Origin of the sequence: Sphingobium cyanobacteriorum, assembly GCF_030580935.1 — a bacterium.
Lineage (GTDB): Bacteria > Pseudomonadota > Alphaproteobacteria > Sphingomonadales > Sphingomonadaceae > Sphingobium > Sphingobium cyanobacteriorum.
On record NZ_JAUQOM010000001.1, the window covers coordinates 257,104 to 282,012 of the forward strand.

Annotated in this window: 24 protein-coding genes and 1 tRNA gene; 6 read left to right on the top strand and 19 right to left on the bottom strand. The window is 57.5% G+C overall.

The window, feature by feature from the left end:
* The first annotated feature begins 6 nt into the window (after nucleotides 1-6).
* From Q4610_RS01245 to Q4610_RS21760, 4 genes are all read left to right on the top strand, one after another.
* Entirely contained in the window at nucleotides 7-1,584 is a 1,578-nt protein-coding gene (locus Q4610_RS01245; RefSeq protein WP_304534199.1) for a bifunctional protein tyrosine phosphatase family protein/NAD(P)/FAD-dependent oxidoreductase, read from the top strand.
* The gene (locus Q4610_RS01250; protein WP_304534200.1) at nucleotides 1,581-2,378 is read left to right on the top strand and encodes a sulfite exporter TauE/SafE family protein; all 798 of its coding nucleotides are present in this window, start codon (nucleotides 1,581-1,583) and stop codon (nucleotides 2,376-2,378) included. The genes Q4610_RS01245 and Q4610_RS01250 overlap by 4 nt, the downstream gene beginning before the upstream one ends.
* Before the next feature lie 69 nt (nucleotides 2,379-2,447).
* Nucleotides 2,448-3,194, top strand: a complete 747-nt coding sequence (locus Q4610_RS01255; RefSeq protein ID WP_304534201.1) for a hypothetical protein — start codon at nucleotides 2,448-2,450, stop codon at nucleotides 3,192-3,194.
* 107 nt (nucleotides 3,195-3,301) lie between these two features.
* The gene (locus tag Q4610_RS21760; RefSeq protein WP_425262511.1) at nucleotides 3,302-3,544 is read left to right on the top strand and encodes a DUF6161 domain-containing protein; all 243 of its coding nucleotides are present in this window, start codon (nucleotides 3,302-3,304) and stop codon (nucleotides 3,542-3,544) included.
* 463 nt (nucleotides 3,545-4,007) lie between these two features.
* On the opposite strand, the gene Q4610_RS01260 is transcribed toward Q4610_RS21760, so the two are convergent.
* The 18 genes from Q4610_RS01260 to Q4610_RS01345 form a co-directional block, all read right to left on the bottom strand.
* Nucleotides 4,008-4,301, bottom strand: a complete 294-nt coding sequence (locus Q4610_RS01260; protein WP_304534202.1) for a recombinase family protein — start codon at nucleotides 4,299-4,301, stop codon at nucleotides 4,008-4,010.
* A 221-nt stretch (nucleotides 4,302-4,522) separates the two neighbouring features.
* Complete coding sequence (locus Q4610_RS01265; RefSeq protein ID WP_304534203.1) at nucleotides 4,523-4,930, bottom strand: hypothetical protein; 408 nt, start codon at nucleotides 4,928-4,930, stop codon at nucleotides 4,523-4,525.
* Between the two features lie 3 nt (nucleotides 4,931-4,933).
* Nucleotides 4,934-5,299, bottom strand: a complete 366-nt coding sequence (locus tag Q4610_RS01270; protein ID WP_304534204.1) for a recombinase family protein — start codon at nucleotides 5,297-5,299, stop codon at nucleotides 4,934-4,936.
* A gap of 216 nt (nucleotides 5,300-5,515) precedes the next feature.
* Nucleotides 5,516-6,073 (bottom strand): DUF416 family protein, encoded by a 558-nt coding sequence (locus tag Q4610_RS01275; protein ID WP_304534205.1) that lies wholly within the window; start codon nucleotides 6,071-6,073, stop codon nucleotides 5,516-5,518.
* A gap of 618 nt (nucleotides 6,074-6,691) precedes the next feature.
* On the bottom strand, nucleotides 6,692-6,859 hold the full coding sequence (locus Q4610_RS01280) for a hypothetical protein (RefSeq protein ID WP_304534206.1): 168 nt from the start codon (nucleotides 6,857-6,859) through the stop codon (nucleotides 6,692-6,694).
* Nucleotides 6,859-9,534 (bottom strand): RHS repeat domain-containing protein, encoded by a 2,676-nt coding sequence (locus Q4610_RS01285; protein WP_304534207.1) that lies wholly within the window; start codon nucleotides 9,532-9,534, stop codon nucleotides 6,859-6,861. The genes Q4610_RS01280 and Q4610_RS01285 overlap by 1 nt, the downstream gene beginning before the upstream one ends.
* 8 nt (nucleotides 9,535-9,542) lie before the next feature.
* Nucleotides 9,543-13,592, bottom strand: a complete 4,050-nt coding sequence (locus tag Q4610_RS01290; RefSeq protein WP_304534208.1) for a DUF6531 domain-containing protein — start codon at nucleotides 13,590-13,592, stop codon at nucleotides 9,543-9,545.
* A 152-nt stretch (nucleotides 13,593-13,744) separates the two neighbouring features.
* A complete protein-coding gene (locus tag Q4610_RS01295; protein ID WP_304534209.1) occupies nucleotides 13,745-14,014 on the bottom strand; it encodes a hypothetical protein in 270 nt (89 codons plus the stop codon).
* A 5-nt stretch (nucleotides 14,015-14,019) separates the two neighbouring features.
* Nucleotides 14,020-14,361 (bottom strand): hypothetical protein, encoded by a 342-nt coding sequence (locus Q4610_RS01300; protein WP_304534210.1) that lies wholly within the window; start codon nucleotides 14,359-14,361, stop codon nucleotides 14,020-14,022.
* Nucleotides 14,362-14,595: 234 nt separating this feature from the next.
* Nucleotides 14,596-15,114, bottom strand: a complete 519-nt coding sequence (locus tag Q4610_RS01305; RefSeq protein WP_304534211.1) for a site-specific integrase — start codon at nucleotides 15,112-15,114, stop codon at nucleotides 14,596-14,598.
* 3 nt (nucleotides 15,115-15,117) lie between these two features.
* Nucleotides 15,118-15,762, bottom strand: a complete 645-nt coding sequence (locus Q4610_RS01310; RefSeq protein WP_304534212.1) for an Arm DNA-binding domain-containing protein — start codon at nucleotides 15,760-15,762, stop codon at nucleotides 15,118-15,120.
* 245 nt (nucleotides 15,763-16,007) lie between these two features.
* Nucleotides 16,008-17,612, bottom strand: coding sequence for an AAA family ATPase (locus tag Q4610_RS01315; protein ID WP_304534213.1), 1,605 nt, complete (start codon nucleotides 17,610-17,612; stop codon nucleotides 16,008-16,010).
* The gene (locus Q4610_RS01320) at nucleotides 17,584-17,886 is read right to left on the bottom strand and encodes a hypothetical protein (RefSeq protein WP_304534214.1); all 303 of its coding nucleotides are present in this window, start codon (nucleotides 17,884-17,886) and stop codon (nucleotides 17,584-17,586) included. The genes Q4610_RS01315 and Q4610_RS01320 overlap by 29 nt, the downstream gene beginning before the upstream one ends.
* 341 nt (nucleotides 17,887-18,227) lie before the next feature.
* Nucleotides 18,228-18,467, bottom strand: coding sequence for a hypothetical protein (locus Q4610_RS01325; protein ID WP_304534215.1), 240 nt, complete (start codon nucleotides 18,465-18,467; stop codon nucleotides 18,228-18,230).
* A gap of 134 nt (nucleotides 18,468-18,601) precedes the next feature.
* Nucleotides 18,602-19,965, bottom strand: a protein-coding gene (locus tag Q4610_RS01330) for an IS3 family transposase (protein WP_304534216.1) whose coding sequence is annotated in 2 segments (ribosomal slippage) — nucleotides 18,602-19,615 and nucleotides 19,618-19,965 — 1,362 coding nt in all. Because the reading frame shifts where the segments join, the coding sequence is not laid out codon by codon here.
* A gap of 52 nt (nucleotides 19,966-20,017) precedes the next feature.
* Complete coding sequence (locus tag Q4610_RS01335) at nucleotides 20,018-20,527, bottom strand: DUF4230 domain-containing protein (RefSeq protein WP_304534217.1); 510 nt, start codon at nucleotides 20,525-20,527, stop codon at nucleotides 20,018-20,020.
* A complete protein-coding gene (locus Q4610_RS01340; RefSeq protein WP_304534218.1) occupies nucleotides 20,524-21,042 on the bottom strand; it encodes a DUF4352 domain-containing protein in 519 nt (172 codons plus the stop codon). Before Q4610_RS01340 ends, Q4610_RS01335 begins: the two co-directional genes overlap by 4 nt.
* Nucleotides 21,043-21,056: 14 nt before the next feature.
* Nucleotides 21,057-21,413 carry a hypothetical protein gene (locus Q4610_RS01345; RefSeq protein WP_304534219.1) on the bottom strand — a complete coding sequence of 119 codons (357 nt, stop codon included), beginning with the start codon at nucleotides 21,411-21,413 and terminating at the stop codon, nucleotides 21,057-21,059.
* 877 nt (nucleotides 21,414-22,290) lie between these two features.
* Here Q4610_RS01345 and Q4610_RS01350 point away from each other — a divergent pair.
* Complete coding sequence (locus Q4610_RS01350; protein ID WP_304534220.1) at nucleotides 22,291-23,109, top strand: hypothetical protein; 819 nt, start codon at nucleotides 22,291-22,293, stop codon at nucleotides 23,107-23,109.
* Between the two features lie 162 nt (nucleotides 23,110-23,271).
* Here the strand turns inward: Q4610_RS01350 and Q4610_RS01355 are convergent.
* Nucleotides 23,272-23,347 (bottom strand) — tRNA-Thr (locus Q4610_RS01355).
* Nucleotides 23,348-23,538: 191 nt separating this feature from the next.
* Here Q4610_RS01355 and Q4610_RS01360 point away from each other — a divergent pair.
* The gene (locus tag Q4610_RS01360) at nucleotides 23,539-24,843 is read left to right on the top strand and encodes a PAS domain-containing protein (RefSeq protein WP_304534221.1); all 1,305 of its coding nucleotides are present in this window, start codon (nucleotides 23,539-23,541) and stop codon (nucleotides 24,841-24,843) included.
* Nucleotides 24,844-24,909 lie beyond the last annotated feature (66 nt).

The window sequence follows — 24,909 nt, forward strand, 5'->3', positions numbered from 1 at the left end:
TTCCCCATGGACATCAAGCAACTGACCCCGACGCTGAGTGTCACCGCGCAGCTTATGCCAGCCGACGTCGCGCAAGCCGGGGCGGCAGGTTTTCGTGCGATCCTCTGCAATCGGCCCGATGGCGAAGGCGCGGAGCAGCCGACGGCTGCCGAGATTGGCGCAGTGGCGCGTGCCGCAGGACTTGGCTTTGCCTATGTCCCGGCGGTGGCGGGGTCGCTAACCGATGCCGATGCTGCTGCCATGCGTGTGGCGCTCGACAGCCTGCCCGGTCCAGTACTCGCCTATTGCCGGTCGGGTGCGCGCGCGGAAAAACTGGCGGAGATGGCAGGGGCATTGAACAGCAAGGATGCCGCCCATTATGATATTCTGATCGTTGGCGGTGGCAGCGCCGGTATCGCCACCGCAGCCAGCATCCTCAAGCGGCGGCGTAATATCCGCCTCGCGATTATCGAACCCAGTGATGCGCATTATTACCAGCCCGGCTGGACCATGGTTGGCGCAGGCGTGTTCGACAGCAGCTTTACCCGGCGGGGCGAGGCCGGACTGATCCCGCGCGGCGCGGAATGGATCAAGGCGTCGGCAAGCGCCTTCCTGCCCGACGAGAAGATGGTGATGCTCGATGACGACCGACGGATCACCTATGGCGTGCTGATCGTCTGTCCCGGCATCGTCCTGGACTGGGACGCCATCCCCGGCCTGCCGGACGCTCTGGGGCATGATGGCGTGACGTCCAACTATCGCTATGATCTGGCTCCCTATACCAACCGGCTGGTCAAGCAGTTCAAGGGCGGGCGGGCGTTGTTCACCCAGCCGCCCATGCCGATCAAATGCGCGGGCGCGCCGCAAAAGGCGATGTATCTGTCCTGCTACCGCTGGGAAAAATCCGGCGTGCTGGCGCGGAGCGACGTGCAGTTCCATACGGCAGGAGCCGTGCTGTTCGGCGTCCCGGCCTATGTCCCGGCGCTGATGGACTATGTTGACCGTTATGGCATCCATCTCAATTTCGGTTCGAAGCTGGTCGAGATTGACGGCCCGGCCAAAACCGCGATCTTCGAGCAGGCCGATGGCGACGGAGTAAAGCGCGTGGCGGAGCGGTTCGACATGATCCATGTCGTGCCGCCGCAGGTTGCGCCAGACTTCATCCGCACCAGTCCGCTGGCCAGCGCGTCGGGCTTTGTCGAGGTGGACGAAGCCACGCTGCGCCACCTGCGCTATTCCGACATTTTCGCGCTGGGCGACGCCTGCTCAACCTCCAATGCCAAGACGATGGCGGCCGCGCGCAAACAGGCACCGGTGGTAGCGGTCAATGCGCTGGCCGCGCTCGATGGCCAGCCGCCGGTTGCGACCTATGACGGTTATGGCAGTTGCCCGCTGACGGTGGAGGCGGGCAAGATCGTGCTGGCCGAATTTGGCTATGGCGGCAAGCTGATGCCCAGCTTTCCCGACTGGCTGATCGACGGCACCCGGCCATCGCGCCTGTCCTGGCTGCTCAAAGATACGATCTTGCCGCCTGTTTACTGGCACGGGATGCTCAAGGGGCGCGAGTGGATGGTCAAGCCGCAGATGATCGGCACGCGGCCATGATGACCACCGCGCAATATCTGCTGGGTGGCATGTCCGGCGGGCTGGTCGGTTTCGTGCTGGGGCTGGTCGGCGGGGGCGGCTCGATCCTTGCCGTGCCGTTGATGGTCTATCTGGTCGGCGTACCCAACGCCCATGTCGCCATCGGCACCAGCGCGCTGGCCGTCGCGGCCAATGCGGCGGCAGGCCTGGCCAGCCATGCCCGCGCCCATCATGTCAAATGGCGGTGCGGCGGCATCTATGCGGCGGCGGGGATCGTCGGCGCGCTGGCCGGATCGACATTCGGCAAGATGGTCGACGGCGAAAAGTTACTGGCGCTATTTGCTTTGGTGATGCTGTTGGTCGGCGCGTTGATGCTCAAAGGCCGGGGCAACCCCGGCAATCCGGGGGCCGAATGCAACCGGGAAAAAGCGCCCAAGGTCGTCGCCTATGGGCTGGGATCGGGATTATTCTCCGGTTTTTTTGGCATTGGTGGCGGCTTCCTGATCGTGCCGGGCCTGGTCGCGTCGACGGGCATGCCGATGCTGATGGCGGTCGGCACGTCGCTCGTCGCGGTTACGGCATTCGGGCTGACTACGGCAGCTAATTACGCCTTTTCCGGCCTTGTCGACTGGCCGCTCGCTGCTGTGTTCGTTGCCGGTGGCGTCGCAGGCAGCATCGGCGGTACGCGGCTGGCCGAAACACTGGGCGGCAAGACCGGGCGGCTGACCACGGTTTTTGCCGGGCTGATCTTCATCGTCGCGCTCTACATGCTCTGGCAAAGCGCTGCCGCCTTCCTGCCCGGCATGACAATCTGACCCATCCCTTTCCCTCTGGCTGATTTCTCGCGAGCATGTGAGATATGCATGTGACGCTTAACAGAGGTGATGAAAGTGTCTGAGATAAATATCGGCGATGCCCGTTACGCGTTTAACAGTGCTGTCGACATTGTGGCTTACGCAAACGAGCAAGCTCGCCTATGGCAGTACCACCTTGAACATTCACCTTCTCCTGCTCGTCGCTTACAGGGTAATGCAAAGCGATATTTCGAGCAAATGGGGTTGGCTTGGAACTTACTCAACGAAGCAATCGACAAAAAATTTGGCGATAGTATTGAAACTACCGAAGTAAATGATTTGGATCAGCTATGCTCCGTCATTCCTTTGGTGGATTTTCATACATTTCAAAACGGAGGCCATCGAATCACAGAACAAGATGTGCATGTGCTTGAAAAAGCCGTCACGTCGTTCCGCCAACGTTATGTGTCTGCACCGCCCAAAGTAGCATTGCGCCTAGATGACGGGACTCAGCGCACACCCGCTGAAGTTGGCGAGCTTTACAATCGGGTGACCGCGCTCCGCCGCGAGATTGAAGACTTGAGTAATACTGCGCAGCAAAAAGTAGATGAAGCAATGGCTTCCGTAGATCGATGGAAATCGAATCTTGAAATTGATTTTTCTGAGATACAGAAGGCCTATCGCGAACAGATGGTGATCAACGAACCGGTCAAGCTTTGGAAAATCCGCATGTCTCTTCACGAGAAAAATCGGTGGAGATACTTGGGCGTCGCAATTTTTCTGGGTTTGGTAACAATCGCGGTCCCTGCATGGCTTGGCACATGCTTATTCGAATAGAATATGGCCTTGCCTAATGGCATTACCGTCGATGCAACAGTACAGGTCGTTTTTAAATCATCGGTGACGCTGCTCGTCCTGACCATCCTGCTCTGGGCCACTCGACTTTGCGTGCGCTTTTACATGATCAGCAGCATCTAGCGTTAGACGCTGCGGCAAGATCCGCAATGGTGGAAACGTATCTCGGCCTTCGCACCGAAAACGCTTTGGAAGCCACCGACAGAGCAATCGTGCTAGGCGCTCTGTTTCGCCCGGTCACTGACGGCCTTGTTAATGACGACGCCATGCCACTCACATCGACATCTGCGCTCGCGACGGCAGCACTCACTCGCAATCCAAAATCCGGATAAGACTGCTTGCCACCCATTCTTGCCCCACGCTCCACCCACTGGGACGCCCCGGTTTCAAGCCCAAAGGCACGTAAACAAGGGTATCCCCTAGCTAGAAGCCGGAAGCTATTTTCCCTTTGATTTCCGAAAATTGCCTACAGAAGGCGCTGGTGCGCTTACAGGACTCGAACCTGTGACCCCCGCATTACGAAGGCTACTGACGCCTTGCTGGAAAGGTGAGATTTTCTCCAGAATTTTGGATAGAAGCGAGGGCGATTTCGCCTTTCCCCACACCAGACCCAAATGCAGCGGAAGTCCGGTTTGGCCGGTTTCCTACTGAAAGCGCTTTGGTAGGAAGCAAAGTGGAAATTCGACCTGCGCTATACCCGGATAGAGCCTGCTCAAGACAGCGTAAAAATGTTGATTCCCCTCCAGCATGATCGCTCGCTCGAACTCGGCGACCGCCCCGTGGACGAGCGCATGTTTACCTCCGTTTCTGCGAAGTCGAGGATGCGCAGCGCCACCTGCTTGCCTCCAAGGCCGCCACGATACCCAGCAGGTCGGCGGTGGACCGGGCAAGGCGGTCAAGCCGGGTCACGATCAGCGTGTCACCCTCGCGCACGAAGTCCAGCGCCGCCACAAGCTGGTCGCGCTGCGCAACCGACGACGCCTGTTCGCTGAACAGTTTTTGGCAACCAGTTGCAGCAAGCGCCACCTCCTGCGCCTCCAGCCCCGCAACCTGGTCAACCGTCGACGTTCTCGCATAGCCGATCAACATATCCGCACCTCGATCCCTGAAAGATCGAGCCTAGCCGAGTGCCAGGTGTGGTCCAGCATGATCGGAACATCACATTGATATTATTGATATTTTCTCACGAAGCCCAAGAGGCGGCGATAAACCACCTCAATGATCCCCGCACCCTCCTTGCGAGACACTCCGCCCGCGCGCCGTTCATGTCTCACGGCAGCAGGACTATGTGATAGCCGTGAGAACACAGATCATTCTACGCAAAGATACTCATCATCATCAAGCTTCACGACAGAGATACGATACTCGGTATGACCGGCAAGGCCCCTTGTTTTTAAGCGGACAACAATATCCACCTCAGAGCTTTGCCGATCACCAATCACCCAAGCCTCATAGCTCTTCTCAGCATTTCGAAATCTTTGACTGAGATCAAGCCTTTCAACTCTGAGAAAGGCTTCCATCCAACCTTCAAGATGACGAAGCTCTCGAATGACATAGTTTGAAGGAAGCTTCCATTTTACATGGGACGATCCAACACTCTCCAAAAAAGAGAGGATCGTCTCATGGCTTGGTAACTCATTGTCCCCATAGAATATCAAGTCGCCGCCATCTTCCAACCTGAGCGTTCCGACTTTCTTGCCGAGAATATTCAGGGCCATCTTTCAAAAGTCCTTCTTGGGATCAATCAAATCCGCACCTACACGAAGAATATCAGCAACATTTGAAGCTGGATCAATGAAATCCAAAGCTCCTGCCGCCCCTCTTTCGAAACTCGAACTGTTCTCCGTCAGATTATCCGAAGAAGTTCCAATCTCATTGGCAACGTCACGCATCGCACCTGCAACCGAGACAAGCGTGTCGCCTTCGCGCACGAAGTCCAGCGCGGCGGCGAGCTGCTCGCGCTGCGCAACCGACAACGCCTGTTCGCTGAACAGCTTTTGGCAACCCGTTGCAAGGAGCGACGTCTCCTGCGCCTCCAGCCCCGCAACCTGCTCAACCGTCGACGTTCTGGCATAGCCGATCAACATATCCGCACCTCGATCCCTGAAAGATCGAGCCTAGCCGAGTGCCAGGTGTGGTCCAGCATGTTCGGAACATCACATTGATATTATTGATCTTTTCTCACGAGGCTCTGGAGGCGGCGATAATCCGTATCACTGATCCCCGCACCTTTCTTGCGAGACACATCGCCCGCGTGCCGTCCATGTCTCATGCAGGCAAGATCGTGTGGGTCAACACTTGCCTTACAATACAGTCAACACTGCTTCACCCTTGTTCGCCTCCCTCATCACGGCAATAGTCGCACCAAGATCACGGGCTTGCCGCCTCAGTTCCTGCTGCACAACCGGATGACTAAGTATCTGCAACTCCGCCGCATCAGTATATTCGGTCGCATTGATAAGCTGCGAGGCATATCTGTCAGCCGTTTCATAGGCCCGTCGAGCAGACCAAGCAGCGTTCTGCGCAGCTTGCTCATGCAAACTACGGGCGGTGTATATCAGCGCGGCACACGCATCCTCAATGACTGCCGCGCCAAAGCTGCCATCGTCATCTTCACTTGGCATGACATCCAGCAACTGCCCTTCCAACGAGACAACAACTCTTAAATCACCAACCTCTATCGCTTGCCATATAGCCTCACTGGCGTTCGCCAATATGCCCGCTGTGCTGGAGCGATCTGCAAACTCCATACCACTGCGCACCAATCGCTCAGCACAGACTACGGCAAAAGCCGCAACCTTCCTCTCATCGAGGGAGGCCAGCTTTTCGACTAAGTCCGCTTCGTCAAATCTCAGGTCCATTCACCAAAACTTCCACCAAGGTTTAGCCGCAGGCCAAGTCGCTGTTGTAGGAGATGTCAACTTACCTCCGCTACTCCTAATCTCGGCCGCACAAGAAGGGCAGATGGGCCGACTAGCAGCCAAACCTTGAGGGGTGGCACCAGATGTAGCAGCTTGCCGAAGGGCGGTGACTTCTGCATGAGCGCCTGGCGCTCTCGCTGCGGTTTCTCCGGGGGCCAGAGCTGCACGCTGCGCTGGTGTCAAATCTCGGCCTCCGCCCGCTACAACCCTGCCAGTATTGGTTTCAAGCACTGCCGTTGTGCGCCTGCTTTGCGCTACAGGGTCTAGCACCGAATGAACCTGATTGGCTCTTGCCGATGCTCCGGCAGTCGCCTGCACTTCGGCACGAGCCTCCGTAGCGCCTAGCCTCAGAGATGCTGTCCCTAAGCCGCTTGCAGGCCCCACACCCAATGTTGGTGGAAGCCCTCCCAATGCCCAACCGAACTCGCCCTGCGCCAGCCCTTCTGCCAGTTGACCAAGATCATGAGCAACCATTTGGCCCCAGGCAACAGCATCATCAACTATACCCAACTTGCCTGTCGGGTCGCTTCGGTTCACCGGATCGTTTGCGACATAAGCCTAGGCGAAAACGACTCCAAAAATGAATGCCAATGGATAAAGCCACGGATATGCGATCCTCATTTCACCAGCATAAAGACTGAAAATGATATCTCCTGCTAATGGCAATGCCATCAGCAAAAGGCCTCGAATTACCGCGCGTCTCGCACGTGTTTTGTTGATTTTCATCAATGACAAGCCTTTCCGTCTGCGGCTATGCATCCGCCTTCCTTTTTCGATAAGCTTGAGACAGCGCTCACGACAGGCTTAGCGAAAGCGGCACCAGCTGCGTCTCCAATCTTCGCGTTTACAGCGTGCCCAACGGAACCTACGCCCGCACTTACAACGGCGGCAGTACCCACGTTTTCCGTAATGGGCTTCCCTTGCACAACATTAGTAGCACTCTTTGACGCGGCTCCAAGACCCGCTTGCGCAGTAGGTACGGCGGCAATTCTGGCTGTCGCAACAATGGCTTTACTCGCCGACACGGTGGTGGCTGCCTTGCCAGCCACAGCCATAAGACCTTTCGTTGCAGGGCCGCCCAACTGCCCCGTCACCGCTGAGATGCCGATCTTGGCTGTCGAGGTGGCCAAAGGCCCGAAATCCCCTCGGAAAGCAGATGAAACCGAGTGTTGCAACTCGCCTGTTGATAGCTGCACGACCACTTCGACACCGGCACCGATGCAAGCTCCTAGGAAAACCCCACATTCGCCGCTGGGATCACTTCCATTCAGTGGATCGTTTGCGACATAGGCATAGAGGTTGAACTGGTCATCATAGCCGACCGGATCAGTTTGCAGGAATCTCCCTAGCCGTGGTGAATAGACTCGTGCCTTATAATGGTAGAGCTTGAGTTCTGGAAGGATGATCTGCCCGGTATAGGCGAACCGCCCCACATTCCCGGCAGCCGGATTGCCCCACTCGTCATAGCTGTTGACGAACAGGCTGTTGCTGCCCAGATCGCTGATGGCCACGATGCTGCCCTGCTGATCGGCGCGCAGCACGCGCCGGGCGGTTAGCCCCGCCCCCTCATACCACAGCAGCGGCTCATCGGTGTTGGGTCCATGGACATAGCGGTCGAGCATGGTTCCCGCGCTGTCATATTCCGCGATCAGTTCGTCGCCATCATAGAGGAACCATGTGGTTGCCCCTGCCGCTGTCGTGCTGCTCAGCCGTCCCATCGGGTCGTATGTCAGCGTCGCGCTGGTCGCGCCCGTCGCGCTGATGAGGCGATTTTCGACATCATAGGCGTAGGTTGTGCCATCGGCGAAGGTCAGGTTGCCGTTCAGATCATAGGTTGGGCTAGTCGAACCGGCCTTGGTATATTGGTTGAGGCCGTTGCTGGTGTAGCTGCGGTCCGTATTGAACTGCCCCCTCACCGCATAGGCATCATTACTGATCGTGCGAGCCATCACCTGCCCGGCTGCATTGTAGCTTGCAGCACAAGTGGGGTTCATCTGACCCATGCAGTAGGTCACATCACGATCGGTTCCAGCAAGATTGTGCGTGAGCGACGCCAGACGCGACACAGGATCATAGCCATAAGTCGTCGTGCCCCCGCTCATCAGGCTCGCTCGTCGGCCTTGAATATCGTAGGTGATAGTCGCAACGGTGGAGCCGGATCGCTTGATGAGGGACATGCGATCCAGACCGTCATAGTCGAAGGTGAATGCATTGCCGTCAGGCCAGGTCAATTGGGTGCGGTTGCCATTCGCGTCATATTGATGGGCAAGAGTCCGCGCCGTTCCGCTGACATTGTTGCTGCTGCTCAGCAGGCGGCCCGCTGCGTCGAACAGATTGGTGATCCCGTATCCGCCTGCTTGGAATTTTGCCGTCAGTTGGCGGCCGAGCAAATCATAAGTATAGTTCACCGTGTATGCCGCACCGGTACCCACGGCGGGTACCGCTTTCGACGACATCCGGTTGTGCGCATCGAATGCGTAGGCAATTACATGCCCTGATCGCTTAGTGAGTCCCGTACGATTACCGTTAGCGTCATATTCATAAAGTTCTCGGTCGCCGGTGTTTGCCCGTCCTGCGGTCGCGATAGCGGTGGCCTGAGTTGTAGGGTTATAGGCTGTGGGAAGTGCGGCGGGAACATTGCAGGGTGCTGCGCCTGTCGCGATAGCGCAAGGGAAACGCCATTCCGATTGTCGATCGAAACCATCCCAAATCAGGGTGGCTCTGTTTCCGTTCGCGTCGATTACATCCGCCTTCTTCCCATTTGGCGTGAACGCATAAGTGACATAAGCTTGTTCCAACGGTGTGCCTGCCCCGCGCCGGATTTGGACGATCTGGCCCGCTGAGTCATAGACATTGCGGGTAATGCGATCGGCGCCAAAGGTGGGATGGCTGCTTCCGACGCAGGCGTCGCTGCCAGGAGCCGGAAGCGACGCGAGGTTCATGCGGACTGCCGTGCAGACAAGACGGCCAGCAGCATCGTAGCTATATTGCGTCGCGGACTGGACGGCGGCCCCGCCCTCAATTGTGGTCAGCCTTTCGTCGAGCTTGTTGCCTGCCGCGTCGTAGGCAATCGTCATTGCTTCAAAAGCGTGGAAATCCGTCCCCCAGTCCTTCGGGGCGACGGCTTCATTTTTCCAAGCGGATAGGTAGCCTCGCTCGATCTTCGTTAGGTTGCCATCAACGTCATACGTATAGCGTTCGGCGTCATATTGGAGTGGCGAAACACCATCTGCATCAGGTTGTATCCGCCCCGTCAGTCGGCGTAGCGCATCCCACCGGGAATAGCTCGTCCATGGCGACTGGGCTTGGGCTGTATGGGTGTAGCTCATGATAGTGAGGATCAGCCCCGCCATGAGCATCAGCCACTTGCGCGTGGAACCGCATCCGGTCGAGGGTTTCATGCTCAAGATCATGGACAGCTCCCCAAGCCAGCGTTGGGCGTGGTCAATGAGATAGGGTTTCCGATAGCATCCAGCGTTACACACGTACGTAAGGCTAGACCGCCACTATCCACGGTCGATCCGGTCAAGCCGAAATGGTTAGCGGCGTCTCCATAGCTGAAGGTGGTGGTGGTCGATACCGATGAGGATATACGTTCTTGCCGTTGCGTCGGCAGCGTGAATGTTCCTCCGCCTGAGCTATCTCCAGGGAAGCTGGAATAGACATATGTCGTCTTAGGCCGCGCGCCGACAGCGTCCGCCGGGAGCGTGACGCTCAACAGATTCCCGGATGCGGCATCCCAATCATAGTCAGTAACGCGGGCACGAGCGTCGGTGGAAGTCAGCGGACGATTGCAGCGCTTGAGGTTAACGCAAGTCTGGAGTGTCGCACCCTCGACGTAGCTCGTCACCGTACTGGTCGGCGTGAGCGCAGATCCTGGCTTGGGAGTGATCGTTTCGCTCAGCCGGTTCCCGCGCACATCATACGTGTAGGTCGTGAAATTCAGCTCAGGTTGCGTGATCCGCGTTACCTGATTCCGGAAATTGTAAATCCGGGAGGTTCGATTGCCGAGTGAATCAATAGCTGCGATCGTCCGGCCAAAGCCATCGAAATACTCGACAGAGCCATTGCCCAAAGGATCGTCAATCTCAGCACGGTTTGGTGAGCTGCGATACAGAAAGCTGTTGCCACGCGCATCTTTGACCGAGCGGATATTTCCTCTCAAACCATAGAAAAACTCAATCGCAGCATTGGTAGATGATGATGGCTGATAAACCGTCCCTATGGTTGGAAAATTCATATAGGGATTTGTCGCGGTTGCTGATCCATACGCCCAATTGCTTCCAAGGACGTCGACTGTCGAAGTCGTCGTCGAAGGGTGCGTCGTAAAGATAGTAGCAACACGCCCTTTGTCGTCGCATCGAATTGGGGGATCGCCTTCGCTGTTAGGAACGGCAATCCACTGATTTGATGCTGTTTTCAAAAACCGCACCTCGTCTCCCGCCGAATTCTGATACTTAGTCTCGCCCGGCCTTGGCCCGACCCAGACAATCAACGAATTAGGTCCATTGGGGCAGGTGGGATGGTCGCCCCAATCTCCAAGATCAACGCCGTGTGTCGATATGAATCTGCCCAAGCTATTTTCTGCTTCTTGAAAATAAACAAGGTTATTATCAAAACGATACAAGTATCTTGTGTCTATGCGAAATCCATCCGGCATGACCCAATTCGAAAGATACAAAGTCTTTCGGGCATCAGACGACACACTGGCAGCTTCTGCTGGGTCCACTGACGACATGCCAACAAAATCGTAATTTCTTATCGAACCATCGGAGGACGAGTAGCTATAGCTTACATCCCGATATGTCAGGCGGTTGACGATACTGTCTGCGGGCTGCCCGGATTGCATTAGCGTGCTCCCAGAAGGTTCAGCCGAGATGAAGGTGCCATCTCCTTGCCGAAAGAAATTTTCGTCGCCATCAAATGCCCTGTTCACGGTCACGACGTTATCTATCGTTTGATCTGCCAGCCATTTCTCTGCATTCGCTAGTGCTATTAGGCGAGACGGCGTCGGCGCACTCAACATAAGATCGTTCGAGGCCCAAATCGCTACAATAGCGGCAGCGGCCCCTTGCGCACCCTTGTCGCCTATGATCGCGGCGCCATCGTTCCCGCTTGATATTGTCTGCATCCAATTGTGCTGCCAGCCCACGCCCAGCCCAACATCATTAGTATCTCCCGACGTGTAGCGTCGCCGAAACTCCAAGCGATAAGGAAACTCGCCCGTGCCGTCCGAAAGATCAGCCTGCGACGCATAGGCAAGTGTCCCGTTCTGCCCGTTGACCGAGACTTGCGAAAACAGCGGCTGTCGACTCTCTTTCTCCGGCCTGTCAGGTGTTTTCAGCAGCGTTCCTGCGCTATCAATGAGGCTCACACCCACGCCTCCTTTTAACGGGCGCCCTCTTTTTGGATCGAAGATTAGATAGGCGCCGCCATCAATCCCGGCGGCTCCGGGCTTAAACGCGTGAAAGACTGCTCGGGTCAGTTCTGTGCTTCCACCATAGACTTCTACAAGCCGCGTAGAGCGCGTTGCGCCGGAGCCAAGGTTGACAAAAAACGGCTGTTGACGCAGATCGCCGCGCTGCGGAAGCGTGAGATGATAACCTTCGGCTATATAACCATCAAGGACGGATAACGCAGCGGCCGGATATGCGCTCAACGATGAGCGAATAGATGACCAATTCGCCGGATTTGCGAGATAATAATAATAGTTTCCTGGAGATGAAGACAGGGTGTTCTGCCCTGTAAACAGCGTCAATGGAGTCATATCTCTAACTGTATCATTTTCTTCTCGGAGGGCTCCATTCTCTGCAAAATCCAGACCCGCGATCGCCACATGCGAGGCCGCGCCACGTCGGGATCCATCGACTAAATCGAGCGGGTTAACGCTGATTGCACCTTCGAAATCCGTAGTGAGCATTTGTTGCTCACTCCCTTGCTCGAACACCGCTCCTCCAGAAGCCACCGATCTTGTAATCAAGCCGATGCGATCGATGTGGTGAAGACCGATTAAATCGTGGATCTGATATTTGACGCCGAGAAGGGACTGAGCAAGCTTGACATAGCGAGCGTACTGCGAGGTAATCTTGGCATAGGACGAAGAGTTCTGGATCGGGCTGCCCGGCACGCCATAGGGCCGTTCCAACAGCGCGACCGCAGCCTTACTCAACTGCCTGGAAATTTCGCTCCCAGTGTCGCTCCAGTCATTTGTGAGGTAGAATGCTGAGCCATTACATCGATTAGGCACAATCTTCTTTGATAATGTCCGATCCATATAGGAACCGCTGATCGCTGCATAAGCATGATTTATTTCAATGGTCGCAGTGACCTGCTGGGCAGGTGTACCCGACACAAAAAAATCACAATGCTCCGCAATGCCATAGATTCTGTCAACCACTGCCCCCCGTGCAGTGCCAGACGCCCCGTTTGTAAAGCCAAAAGCTAGGAAACGACCATAAATCTGATCCGCGTAATAGGTGCCATAAGCTGATCCGTTCAAAGAAACCGTAATAGCCGTTCTTAGAGAATTTGGGATGTCGCCAGTCCACGTGCGATCCGTAGAGGTCACATAAGCAAGCGATGTGCTTCTCGGCGGCAGGCCGGACGGGGTGATGAGCCTTTCACCAACAACCGCTTCGATGCGCTGCCCAGGATGATTGGTTCGAAGGTATTGCTCAAGCGTCGTTCGGAACTGTGTAAGCTTCGTGCGGAAAGACGATTGATTGAACGCAAGAATGGATGTTGCAGTAGATGTCGCGCCAGCATCTCCAGCGGCTCGCAAATCCGGTCCGCTAAAACTCATCGCGGAAGCGACGTCGATCGGGCTTGTCGAGGTGTATGATTTGAAAGCGGGATCGAACAAATAATGTGTGCCGCCAATAACTGCATCGACCCATACATGAAGCATCTGCACGGATGTAATGGTTGCGCCGGAGCTCACAACTGAAGCTGGTATACCGCCATCGGCCAGGATAGCACGAGCCGCATCCGCGTTGGAAATACCGAACCAACTCGCAAATTGTGCTCCAGTCAGCGTGATCACGCCCATCCTATAGGTCGGATTATAGCCTTTGGCGGATACCGCGTCCGCTTCGCGCAGCATTTCTACCATTGCGTGCGCAATGTCGAATGCAGTGCCGCTATTGTCGAGGATCACGCCTTTCGCGCCCTTTTGAAGGGCGAAGATCGGAATCACATCGACGTTATCCCGAAGCGAAATGTAAATCTGATCGATGTCGTAGTTTAGCGCACGAGCACGCTCCTGGATCGTGGTGTCGCGGATTACTGGCGGTGTCGGGCTGCTTGGAGAGCCGTAGTAAGTCAGTGCAGCAGATGGGGAAACGAGTGGCGCGGTGCCCACTTTCAAGGCTGGCACGTCAGCCTTCGCTACATCGCCAATCGCTCCTGCCGCAAGTGCGGACGCGCAGAGAAACAAAATTTTTGCGCAGCGCTTCGACATCGACAATCTCCAAATAAATCAAGTCAACAGAGTGCGTTCGGAGCGATTGGTTTAACCGGTTGATCTGAGCCATCATCTTCCTAGAATGACTTTCCCGAGAGAGGAAAAACTGTAGATCCTGCCAATTAAACGAGTAAGAGGGGAGATATAAATTAATCCCTTTGGATCGGGATAACCGTCATTCCGTTTATCGGCACGATCACGACTTTGTCCTTTGACCCCACCACCTTGTAGGTCACACGATTGTCGGCAGCGTCATAGGTCGTACTCATCTGCACGCCATTGTTGACGGCACCAGTTGTGCTGGACTGCACCAGTCGCCCCAGCGCGTCATAGCTGTAGGTCGTGGTGCTGGCGGCATAGACCGGCAAGGAGTGCATCAGGGCACAGCCCGCACCCATGCGGAAGAGAAGTCTGCGCATGCCGGTCAGTCCTGAATGGTGAAATAGTTGATCGTCTCGATGGTCGAGAAAGGCGCTACACAGGCTCCGGTGCCGATGATGACAATCCGCTTCCCTGTGGCGTAAGCTGTCAGCAAAGCAGCAAGCCTTGCCTGCCCACTCGCCGTTGTTCCATCGAGTGTCCACCTTGCGTCTGTGGCGCAAGCAGGGCGTGTCGTTCGAGTGCCATCCTGCGTGAAGTTGGCAACACCTGCCGCTTCCATGGTGATGTTTGTGATACAGCCAACGCTGGAGTTGGAAGCCTGAGCCAGCCCCGGCGTTAGGGCCAGAGCGCAAACAACAGCAACGCGGATGGCAGATTTAAGCATCTCATTCCCCTGAACTGAATAAATCCCGAGGACGAATGGCATCAAGCCCACACAAATGATTGGGTGTAATAATTTGTATTGACTATCGTTTATCCCCTTAACGGTGAGACAGTGACGAGAAAAATCCTACATTGCAAGACAAATTACCTGTTAATTATTTGAAAAATTGCATGCTGCCCTGCTCCCCACCCGTGCATCAGCCGCGAGGCCAGCGCATGAGCGGGGATCGGAGCGTCAGCAAAGGGACGGACTGCCCCTCATCTTCTTCGCCCCAGCCTCGACAGCGACCAGCAGGGTATCATTAGCCAGATGGCTATACCGCATCGTGCTTTTGTGATCCGCGTGACCCAGCACCCGCCCCACGGCGAACAGGTCGATGCCCGCGTTAATCATGAATGAAGCGGCGCTGTGTCTGAGGTCATGGATTCTCAGGTCCGGCAGCACCGCTTCTTTCCGCGCCGTCTGCCAGCTATGCTTCACCGTGACATATGGCAGCTTGGTTTCCGGGTTCGGCAAAACATAGGGGCAGTGGTCGAACCGGGGGACGGCCTTGAGAACGTCGATCGCCGGTTGAGATAAAGGCACATGCCGCGCCTTGCCGGTTTTCGACATAGGGATCAGCCATACCCGCCGGACGATATCGACATGCTCCCATTGGGCGTGCAGCAGTTCCGATACGCGCGCGCCCGTCAACAACAGCAGCGGGATGATATGCCGAAGCTGTTTGTTCGCGGACGCCTCGCAGGCGGTCATCAGTCACTTCACTTCCGCCGCGCTGAGGAACCGATTGCGAGCGTTTGCGATGGGCTTGCGTGGCACACCCCTTGTCGGGTTTTTGTCGCTCCCCGCCATGCCCCACTGTTTAGCCAGTTCGAACGATCGCCCCAGGATGACCCTGATCTTTTCGACCGTTGCGGGTGCCAGCCCCTCCCCTGCCTTCTCCGCAAGCCACTGGGCTACACCCTGCTGCGTAATGTCGGTCAGCCGGACCTTTCCCCATTTCGGCACGATGTGGCGGTTCACATACATGGCGGTGGTGTCGTAGGATCGCTGGTATGTCTTGGCATGGGCCAGATGCTGTTCGGCCAAAGTTGAATACAACGGTATGGCCTTCTTCTGTTCCTTCGATGCAGCCGGGTCGCCGCCCAAAGTCACCTGCGAACGGAGCCGCTGCGCTTCCTTGCGGGCCTTGTCGAAGGTGATGTCGCCATAAGCGGCGATGCGATGCTGCTTCTGCGCGCCGTGCGCATCCTGATAGCGCAAATAATAGCTGCGGCCGCCGCTGGACCGGACCTCCAGAACAAAGCCGGTAATGGACGTGTCATAATAATCGGTCTTTTTCTTCCCCGGCTCGCATTGGGCGGTCAGGCAGAAGGTTCCGTCGAGTTTCACTTTGGGCATTGGGATTCCTTTCGATGGATTGAGGCCGCTGGGGCGCGGCCGGGCCAGTTGAGGGGTGGTCGAGCCGGACGGCTGTGGCGCGCCTGCTGCGTTCGGAGAATTGGCGTCCTGCAGGCAGCGGTGGGCGAGCGCCGGGCGGGGAGAGCCACGGGACCAGCCGGACCGGCAGAGTTCAGTTTCACGGCCGCACGCGCCGAACGAGACTGTGAGGATCTGAGAAACTAAACGCTGCCGGTCCGCGCCCGTCAGTCGGCTGGAGGAAGGCTGTAGACCTTCGCCCCGCGCGCCTGGACGGTATAGGACCAGTGGCCCTGACCATCGCCGCTATCGCCAAACTGCTCGATGATCCGCAGCGCCGCCCGCTTCGAGACATTGGCGCGGGCCGCCACCGCAGACACCAGTGGCATTTTCATTTGAGGGCCATCCTGCAGGCAGGCAATGACCGCATCGAATATGCCCTGGTCGTTCACATGCTCGACGCGAACACCAAGCCCTTCCAGATCGGCCGGATCGACCAGCCGCACCGATGTCAGAAGATCATCATAGCTTTCCGCATCGGCGGCAAAGGCATAGGCCTCCTCCACGCCACCGCCGCGTTTCTTAAGGCTCTCGAATTTTACGATCTTCTCGCCCGTGGACGCAGAATCATAGGGGCTGTTGAGCATGAAGACCGCATCGCAGTCTTCGGTCAGGTCGGTCGTACCGCCGTACACCAACTTGCCTGTGGCGCTCGGATTCTTGCGCGTATGCGCCAGACCGATGAAGGTGCCGCCCTTCTGTGTGAAACGGCGCACGGAGCTTGCAAAGCGCGACGTCTCTTTCTTGTCCATGAGGTCGGCACATTTTTTGATCGTGTCGAGCATCACCACAACCCCTCGACAGCTATCGCTCTCCGCCATGGCTTCCAACTGGTCTGTGAATAGCGATGGTTCAAATCCGCCTTCGCCCGGCACCAGCGTATGCGCGCCAGCATCATCCAGCAGCCGAAGCTTTTGGGCGATACCGGCTTCATTGTCGTCGGCATTGATGAAATAGCAGTTGCCCGCCAGCACGGTGCCGCCCTCGATAGCCTGCATCAGAAGGGCCAGCATGAACAGCGTCTTGCCCGAGTTGGGAGGGGCGTACCAGACGGTCCCCTGTCCCATCATGGCGACATTGCCAAGCAGCGGCCTGATGTTGATGGCACGCTCCTCGAACAGCGCGGCCTGTCCCCGAACGCTCATGCCCGCGAGCGGCGTCTTTACCAACTCCATGCCCTCCAGCGGTTGAGGTTCCACAGCAGGCGCAGGCAACATCAGCAGTTCAAGGTCATCGATGCTACTGGCCTGGACTCTGTCAGGCTTGATGGCCGGAGCAAGGATGATGTCACCAGCCATGACCGCCTCGACACCGTCCGGCACAAGGCTATTCCATCCATCGCCGCTGCGGCAGCGATAGAAGGACGGACCATTTTCCGGCCACAGCATCGGCATAGCTTCCAGAGATTGAAGGAAGGTCCGCAACGCGTCTTGATGTTCCGCGCTGCGAGCGCGAAAACCAACTACGCCATCCGGCACGACGATACCGTGACGCTGGAAACTATTGCGGGAAAAATGAACCTCCGCCGCCTCTGGCGAATAGGCGACGAGCCATTCCGCCGCGTCAACCGCTGGCGCTTCGCCCACCAGCTTCAGTGGGATGGCCGAAAATCCCAGCCCCATCCAAAAACGAATATTATCCATAGCATAACGCCTCACCTTGGCCTTCGAGAGGCCGTCCACATCGGTAAATAAGTTCAGGTGGAAGGGTTGGCGGACTGATGCCCGCCGACCCCAAGGCGCATCATTGCTGGAAGAGTTCACCATAATCATCTCGCCGCCACAGAGGAAAATCACATGCTCCTCGGCAGTTGGCGTTAATCAGGAGCGATACGATCGCAGTGTTCCCGAAGCCAATTTCAGTCATATGTTGGCGGACACCATATTCAGTCAGAGATAGAACTCCGATCAAAACATATATGTAGGCCGCAATGGTGTAGACATCGGCATTGATGAAATTCTCGACATGCGGGTAATTCAACTCCCCGTCGTCGTCCCTCGTCATGTTGTTGGCATGGAACATGACTTTATCGTAATTGAGAATCATAACATATCCTTTGATAGATATGCCGACTGCAAAGATAGGCGCACATCCCAAAGGACGCGCACCACATAGCGATGGAGATTTAGCCGTCAGGGGACGGATCACTGGATCACACACGCACTTCTTCCGTCAGCAAATTACTGATTAAGGACCGAGATTCCGCGAAGCGGTTGGAAGAAGTCGTTAGACCCAGATAGAAGTGACAGCCCCGATCGAAACTGTCACGGATCGGCATAACATAGGTGATCGATGATTGGTTCCAAGGGGCGACGAGATTTTCTGGTGTCCCGCGCCGCGCAGATCCTAGTTTTGCAGTCTCGCGCCGCCGCGCCCGGCGCGCAGACCTAAAAGCTGACCTTGCCCCGACCTGCCGCGCGGCACATTGTCAGAAGGTCGGCCAGCCCGTCGCCGTCCGCGTCCTCAAGAAACAGTACAAAGGCGAAGCCGCTATTCCCCACGCAATAGATGAGTTCAAACCAGCCGCCATGGTCGTGCAGCCAGTCCCACCATGTCTGGAAGCCGGGATCACCCCAGCGCCTTCCCTCCCGCTCCAGTGGCGAGAACAGGACTTCGGCCTTCAACATGGCTTCTGTGTCGCCCGGACACAGCACGACGATGTGCGTGAGATCGTCAAGGCCGTCAGCTGTCCGTCGTCAGAACATTTGGCACAACTCGCGGCGTAAATTAGCGGAGTGCGGGCCTCGTCAGGGGATGGATGTTAAGCGGCGAGCTTGCGGTGTTGCAAGCGCCGATATTCGATGGTCTGTCGTTTGATCCTTTCACGCTGTTTGATGATGGCTGGTGCCCTGCCGAAGTAGGCGTCGGCGGGCGTCACGTTGTTCAGGCTCTCGTGGTAACGTTGATTGTTGTAGTGCTCGACGAAGGCTTCGATCTGGGCCTCGAGGTCGCCGGGCAGGAAGTAGTTCTCCAGCAGGATGCGGTTCTTCAGAGTCTGGTGCCAGCGCTCGATCTTGCCCTGGGTTTGGGGATGGCACGGTGCACCGCGCACATGACTCATCTGCTGAGCTTCGATGTATTCAGCCAGTTCGCCAGCGATGTAGCTGGGACCGTTATCGCTGAGCAGCCTGGGTTTGTGCAGCACGGTGGCGCTGTCGCAGCCCGAGGCAGCCAGCGCCATGTCCAGCGTGTCGGTGACGTCCTCGGCCCGCATGTTGGTGCACAGTTTCCAGGCGATGATGTAGCGCGAGAAGTCGTCGAGCATGGTCGACAGATACATCCAGCCCCACCCGATGATCTTGAAGTAGGTGAAGTCGGTCTGCCACATCTCGTTCGGTCGGGTGGTCTTGGTGTGGAACTGATCGGCGGCCTTGATCACGACATAGGCCGGGCTGGTGATCAGATCATGGGCCTTCAACAGGCGGTAAACCGTGGCTTCCGACACGAAGTAGCGCTTCTCGTCGGTGAACCGCACCGCCAGCTCGCGCGGTGACAGTTCGCTGTAGTCCAGGGCCATCTCGACGATCTGGTCCTGGATATCATCGCCGATGCGGTTCCACACCCTGGTCGGCGCCGACGGCCGATCCTCCAAGGCCTCCGGGCCGCCTTCGAGGAACCGGTCATACCAGCGGTAGAAGGTCCGACGGGCGATGCCGAGCTGGTCCAGCGTGCGTTTGGCGGGCAGGTGCGACTGCTCGACGATCCGGATGATCTCGAGCTTCTCCGAGGCGGGATACCTCATTCGTCGTCGCCCCCATCCGCGATCATGCTTTTTTTCAGCAGGCGGTTCTCCAGGGTCAGGTCGGCAACGCATTCCTTCAGGGCGCGGGCTTCGCGGCGCAGATCCTGCACCTCGCCAGTGGTCGCGGCACGGGCGGTGTCGCCGGCCAGGCGGCGCTTGCCGGCTTCCATGAACTCCTTCGACCAGGTGTAATACAGGCTCTGGGCAATGCCTTCCTTGCGGCACAGCTCGGCGATGCTGTCCTCGCCGCGCAGGCCATCCAGCACGATGCGGATCTTGTCTTCGGCCGAGAAGTGCCGGCGGGTTGCACGCCGGATGTCCTTCACCACCCGCTCCGCAGGGGCCTTGGTCGGCGATTTTGCATTGGAGGATTTGGGCTTCATCTTCGTTCCTTCATCACTACGACGAAGCCCAAATCCTCCTTAAATCACAACCTCAAATCTGTGCCATTGGTGCTGACGGGGAACAGTTCATGCGGTTGAGGTCATCGATTTCCGCCTGATCGAAGGTGAGCAGCCCGCCGTTGAGCGTGGTGGCGTTCTCCGGTTGGAAGGCAATCTCTCCCACCTCCAGCGGCGGCAGCTTTACCCGCACCAGCTTAGCCTGTTCGTCGTAACTGACGTTCGCCATCGTCAGCCTGGACAGATCGACATGGTAGCTGATCACGGCCGGGACGTAGAGTTCCTGTCGACCCTGCAGAATGACCCAGCGCGTCCGCTCAGCCCAGACCCGCGCCCCGCCTTTGTAGGTGAACACCATCAGTTTGTTCTCCTGCCGCAGGCTTTCGACCGTGGTGGAAAGAACCTTGCTGGTGTCGGTGCGGAAGATGCCGTCATAATGGACTTCCTCGTCCAACATCTCGCACGGTGCCGTCCAGTAGCCCACTCCGAAGGTGACGGCGCAGGCCAGCAGCAGGCCGGGGATCGGAACTTGCGTCCCCGTCACTGGAGGGCGAAGGTCATCGCGGGATCGGTGTTGGCCGTCACTTTCCACGTTGCCTTATCGAAACCGGCTTTCGCGATTTTCCAGACCGATACGGCTTTGGTCGCTACGCCCGGATTAAGATCGACGGAGAAGCTTGCCGCATCTGTTGAATCCATTGCCATGGCTCCCACCATGTCATCAACGGCATAGCTCTGCCCGCTTGCGTCAGCCAAGGACAGGGCTGGCCTTTCCGCGATCCCCAATGCTTTGTCCGCCGTGTTCTTGAGCCGATATTTGACGACCACAAAAGTTTCGGTCGGTTCAGCCTTGGGACCAATACCAGCAGGTCCGATCTGACCCATGGTCTTTATGGTGTCGATCGTGATTTCGACGCCAGCCGCTTTGCCGGTTTCGCCCAAGGCAATGGGCTTGGCTTCCGGCTGGACCGTCGCTTCACCGCCAGTCGTTTGAGATATTGGCGCTTCGCCGCAAGCGGACAGCAGCAAAAGGGTCGCGAAGATGGATGGTTTGTACATTGTCATTCTCCTGTTCATTTCCAGACCGCTTCGACAAAGGCGCGGCAGGCTGTTCTGGCGTTGATGATGTTGCGGCCGACCGACACGCGCAGGGTCTGCTCGTTGATGGGCTGGATTTCGCGGCCCCGGCCCTTGGCCTCTTCATAGGCGCGCGTCGTGGCGATGGATCGGCAGGCCACCAACAGGGCGTCGGCTTCCGGCACGAACTGGTAACGGGAATAGCGAAGATCGACTGTGAAACCATTGGCGGTTTCCTTGACCGTGAACTTGGCGTTCTTATCGCCGCCAGCCGTCAAGGGCCGGGACACGTCGGCAGGTCTGGTGCAGGCGGCAAGGAGCGCCAGGCATAGTAAGGGTATGATCTTGTTCATGAGATATTCCATTTGCATGAGGTGATGAACCGCAACCCGGTTGGGCACGGCTGAACAGCCAGCATCGCTATTGCGGAATGTGAATCACTGCTCGCCCCCTCACGCCTGGAGAGCGACCTTCGGCTTCAACCTCGCGTCGCCCTATGTACCTCTCGGAGCGACGGCCGAAGCCGGATGTTAGGAACCTGACCGTAGGCACAGGCGCATGCGCCTTTACCGGCGAACCGGCTGGACATGCGCGCATGCCACCCGGCCTCCAAAATCTGGCGACCGAGTTCCTACGGTTCAGGGGTTCCTACGCCCCACCTTCCGGCTTTCACGGAAGGCAGAGCGTTTTTGGCTGGGTTAGGACGACTTCGCAATAGGCGTTTGCTGCGGCCTATTCATTATAAGGTGCCCCTCCACCCGTGCGCATTGGGGCAAATAGCTGCACGCCCGATCGATGAATCGGTTAATCATGCTTCACAACGATAGTAAAATGGTTCGCCCGTAGAACGTAGAGATCGAATTGGGAGGGCATATGCGTTTCAAAGTCATAGTTTCCGCAACGGTCGCTACTCTTGCGATGATTGGAACCTCTGCAACCGCTCAGACTTGGCGCGACTGCACTCCCGGTTCGATTGCTCCGGGTGGTTGTGACAGCATTGCGCCCGGCGGTGGTCGATCGATTGCTCCCGGTGGCGGCATGTCCATTGCTCCGGGTGGCGGCCTTTCGATTGCGCCGGGTGGCGGGCAATCTATTGCACCGGGTGGCGGACGTTCCATCGCGCCAGGTGGAGGATTGGCCGCTGATCGCAATTGGAGCCGTGGATTGGATACGCGAACGATGCGTCCAGCGCCGGACGGTCGGAAGCCGGACTGGTAACTGAATTACGCTATGACGGTAGATTCGTTTGCCGATGCTCAGGCATGGTATGATCGTGCGCAGAGCCATATCGCCGACTATCGCTCTATGGCGTATAGCGAAGATGACCGCATTTGGACCATACATTCTCGGAACCTCCCGGACGGGAAAGTATCGTACAAACTTAGGTTCAATCGCGATCTTCTCGTCCGCCTCAAGCCGGTAGCTTGCGAAGCAGCAAGCGCCCTTTTTCAAGCTCTCGACAATATCGTTTCCGTTGCAGCACGAGACGTAGGCATTGCCCGCGAAGATAGTAGGGCGATCTCTTGGCCTTGGGGATTAGCGGACGTGCCAGACCCGAATGCGCCTCGCCCCGTTACCCTTAGCATAGACAAGAAAATGAGGGAGCTAGACAAAATTGGCGTTCCCGCGCCTTGGCTTGACGTGATCCGAGAGACATTTGCCCAACATGTTGGGGGCTTGGTCCATATCGATGTCGTCAAAGAAGTTTCCTTGAGCGGAAAGCATTGGGAACTGATACGCACCACAGGGGGTACCAATGCTCTCGCTTGGACCCTTCCAGGGGCTACTCAGCAAACCCATGCTGAAATTCCTCCCGACCATTTTGACACTGAGGATGAGTACGCGTTTTACGAAGGTGCACCGATCAACGTTCCTCTTCTCATTATGACAAAAACACGCTTGTCAGCTCCTGGCCGATTATTCGAGCCAGAGCCGACGTCAGCCTTCGGATATGCCTCACGGTTCGTTGAGACGGCTCTCGAAAAAGCTCGCGCGTTATGGTTGGAAACTCGAACCGCACATGAAGCGAGTGCTGAAGCTTCGGCATGAACTAAGAGGGGAATTGGATATGATCGCATCCCACACCCGACCCACGCCCACCCCACCGGGACACCCCGGTTTCAACCCCAAAGGCGCACAGACAAGGCAATCCCCGGCTCTAAGCCGAAAGGCATTTTCCCTTTGATTTCTGGAAGTTCCCTTGTGAAGGGCTGGTGCCGCTTACGTGACTCGAACACGTGACCCCCGCATTACGAATGCGATGCTCTACCAACTGAGCTAAAGCGGCGTTGGGGCGGGCAGATAACAGCGGTTGGCGTGAAGGACAAGCCGGCTTTTGATCCGGCCACGCTTTTTCGCGCCTGACATGCTATCGCGCCGCCGCTCTGCCTTTGTCGCGCATTTTTACGCCAAATTTACCATCCGGTGCCACTGTCGAATCCTGTGAAGCCGCTTTCTGGCATGAGATAGGACGACCGGATGGACACTCTGCGGGGGCATGACGCCGCCAACGACCAGGACGATTTCGACTATGCCGACGCCATGGAGGTCGAAAATCCGCCATCGCTCGTCTCCGACGAACGGCGGATGCAGGTGCGTGCCTATAATTATTGGGCGTCGTTGCTGGGCGACCGGGTGCTGCCCTCGATCGAGGATCTGTCGCCCGACCAGTTGGAGGATTTCGGCCCCCATGCGGTGCTGCTTGACTTCAGCGTCGGCCTGAACAATCCCGCGATCGTCTATCTCGGCTCGGCGCTACGGCAGGAATGCCAGATTGAAGGGACGATCGACTATATCAACGATGTCCCGGCCCGATCGCTGCTGTCGCGCCTGACCGACCATTATCTTCAGATCATCGCCAATGCCGCGCCGATCGGATTCGAGGCCGAATTCGTCAACCAGCGTGGCGCGGAAATCATGTATCGCGGCATATTGATGCCCTTTTCCTCCGATGACGAGACGATCGATTTCGTTTTTGGCGTCATCAACTGGAAGGAAATCGCCGCCCGCAGCGTCACCGAAGCGCTGGAGCAGGAAGTCGGCGAAGCGCTGCGCACCGCGCCAACGCCGCATGTCAGCGCGCCGATCTGGGCCGACGGTCCTGCCGCGCAGGCGATCCCCAATCATTGCGGGGATGAGGATGAGGATGACGACACGCTCGACCTGACTGGCATGGAAATGCCGGCGGAGGACGCCGCGCTCGCCGACTGGCTGGCGCTGGCGCGCGACGGCGCCGCCCGCGTCCGCATCAGCGAAGCGCGCAGCCACGCCGCGCTCTATCGCGCCGTCAGCCTCTCCTACGACTTCGCCCGCGTGGCGAAGGTCCGTGCCGACGACTATGCCGAACTGCTGCATGATTACGGGATCAAGGCGCAGGCGCGCAGCCCGATGACCGCGATTATCAAGCTGGTTTTCGGTTCCACCTATGACAAGACGCGGATCACCGAATATGCGACCGCGCTGGACCATGCGATGGCGCAGGGGCTGGGCGTGGGGGCGCTGGCCGACTATCTGAGCGCCTATAAGGGCGGGCTGAAGGCGCTGGTGCGCGACGAGCGCGCACGCCGCCGCGCCGACGGCCCGGCCCGGCCCGATCGTGGCCAGATCGCCCGTACCGCGATAAAGACGGCCACGCCGCTCGATCCCGTTGCCGTGACCACGGATGCCGATGGCCTGGCCATCGTCATCGCCCGTCGCGAACAGGACGGCACCCTGTCGATCGTCGCTGCCCTGCCCGAAGGATCGGACCTGGGCCAGCGGGTTATCGTCGCCGCCGCCCGATAATCCCGGCACGGCGGCATGACCCGCCGCACGCGCCCCTGTCTTTGCCGCAAAATGCTTTGCCGGACG